The organism is Saccharomonospora iraqiensis subsp. iraqiensis, assembly GCF_000430445.1.
Lineage (GTDB): Bacteria > Actinomycetota > Actinomycetes > Mycobacteriales > Pseudonocardiaceae > Saccharomonospora > Saccharomonospora iraqiensis.
In genome coordinates this window covers 79,375-80,951 of the sequence record NZ_KE387090.1, presented here as the reverse complement: position 1 = coordinate 80,951, position 1,577 = coordinate 79,375, and the positions used below count along the sequence as shown (strand labels likewise).

Sequence of the window (1,577 nt, the reverse complement as noted above, 5' to 3'; positions counted from 1 at the left end):
CGCGGCGGCACCCCACCGGGCCGTCTCGTCCGGCCGGGCGCCCGGCGGCCCCGGCGTCCGGTCGCCGGGCATGCGCAGGGTTGCCACTCTCCTCGTCCCCTCCGGTGTGATTATTCCCTTCTCTAGGATCGCCGGGACGGGTCTGTGTCGTTACGGCAACAGGTGTCACACGAACTAATGTCACCCGAAAGGGTTACAGCGCCGTTATCCGTCGCGGTGCGTGGGAATCCGTCGGTTTTCGCGGCAGGGAGGTGCGGTCGGTGTCGGGCTCGGGCACGGTCGGCGTACTCGACGTGGGCTGCTTCAGCGCACGGTTGCGGTGTGTGGACCGTGCCGGGGCGGCCCTCGAACCGGTGGTGAACCACAAGACGCGACTACGCCTGGACCGGTCCCTCGACGCCACCGGCCGGCTGCGCGACGAGGGAGTGGACGCGGTGGTCTCCGCCGTCCGTGCCGCCGCCGAGGTCGCCCGACGGAACGGGGTGACCGACGTCTTCGGCCTGGCGACCTCGTCCATCCGGGACGCGCGCAACGCCGAGGAGATCCGGTCCCGGGTCCGGGACGAGACCGGTATCGCCCTGCGGTTCCTCAGCGGGGTCCAGGAGGCCGGGCTGTCCTACCGGGCCGCGCGGGCGTGGTTCGGTGCGGAGGCCGGGTCGCTCGCCGTGCTCGACATCGGCGGTGGCACCGTCGAACTCGCCGCCGGGCGGGGGATGCACGCCGAGTTCGCCCGGTCGCTGCGGCTGGGCGCCCGGGAGACCACCCGCCGGTGGCGGCTGGACACCGACCGCCCGTCCGGGGCCGCGCTCGACGCACTGCGGGACCACGCCGTCGAGCGGGTCCTCGCCGCGGTCGGCGACGAGGTGCCCCGGCTGCGGGAGTTCCGCACGGTCGGCTGCTCGAAGGTGTTGCGCCAGCTCGCCGTCCTGGCCGGTCGACGGCGGAAGGGCACGAAGAGCCGGGAACTGCACGTCGAGGACGTGCGGGAGTGGATCCCGCGGTTGGCGGCACTGCCGCCCGCGCGCCGGGCCGAACTGCCCGGGATCTCCCGCCCGCGTGCCCGCCAGTCCCTCGCGGGTGCCGTGGTGGCCGAGGCACTGCTCACCGTGTTCGGCGGCCCCGTCGTCACCTGCCCCTGGTCGACGACGCAGGGGCTGCTGCTCGCGCTGATGGACGAGGGCACCGGCGAGTGGGTACGGTCGCAGGCAGCGTGATCGCCGTGGCGGCGTGCGTGTCGGCACCCGCGTGGGGTGCCGGCGAATCGCTCACCGAAGGCGAGGTCGAAACCCATGAGCCGACCCGAGTTCCCCCCGGCCGACGAGCGCGGACCCCGGCCGGACGAGACGGACCCGGTCCGTGACCGAACCCGGCACCGCCGGGAGCCGGACACCGACGGGACCCTGAACCGCGACGTCCCGGAGCCGCCCAACAGGGACGACATCCGCACCGACGACGTGACCTCGGACGCGGGCACCGTCGAACCCCCGGACTGACGACGGTGCCGCCCCCGGGGCGGCGTCCCCGGGGCCGCGGGGTCCGGAACCCCGCGGTGGTCCCGCCCGGCGTCCCGCGGGGTC

Annotated in this window: 2 protein-coding genes; both read left to right on the top strand. The window is 74.6% G+C overall.

Going from position 1 to position 1,577, the window contains the following annotated elements; genetic code table 11:
* Positions 1-260: 260 nt before the first annotated feature.
* Complete coding sequence (locus ACTIR_RS0112600; RefSeq protein WP_026454560.1) at positions 261-1,214, top strand: Ppx/GppA phosphatase family protein; 954 nt, start codon at positions 261-263, stop codon at positions 1,212-1,214.
* 75 nt (positions 1,215-1,289) lie between these two features.
* Positions 1,290-1,493, top strand: coding sequence for a hypothetical protein (locus ACTIR_RS0112595; protein WP_026454559.1), 204 nt, complete (start codon positions 1,290-1,292; stop codon positions 1,491-1,493).
* The last annotated feature ends 84 nt before the right edge of the window (positions 1,494-1,577 follow it).

Bases quoted from the DNA above. Each gene is read 5' to 3' on its own strand.
- ACTIR_RS0112595 (WP_026454559.1), top strand. From the start codon at position 1,290: ATGAGCCGACCCGAGTTCCCCCCGGCCGACGAGCGCGGACCCCGGCCG.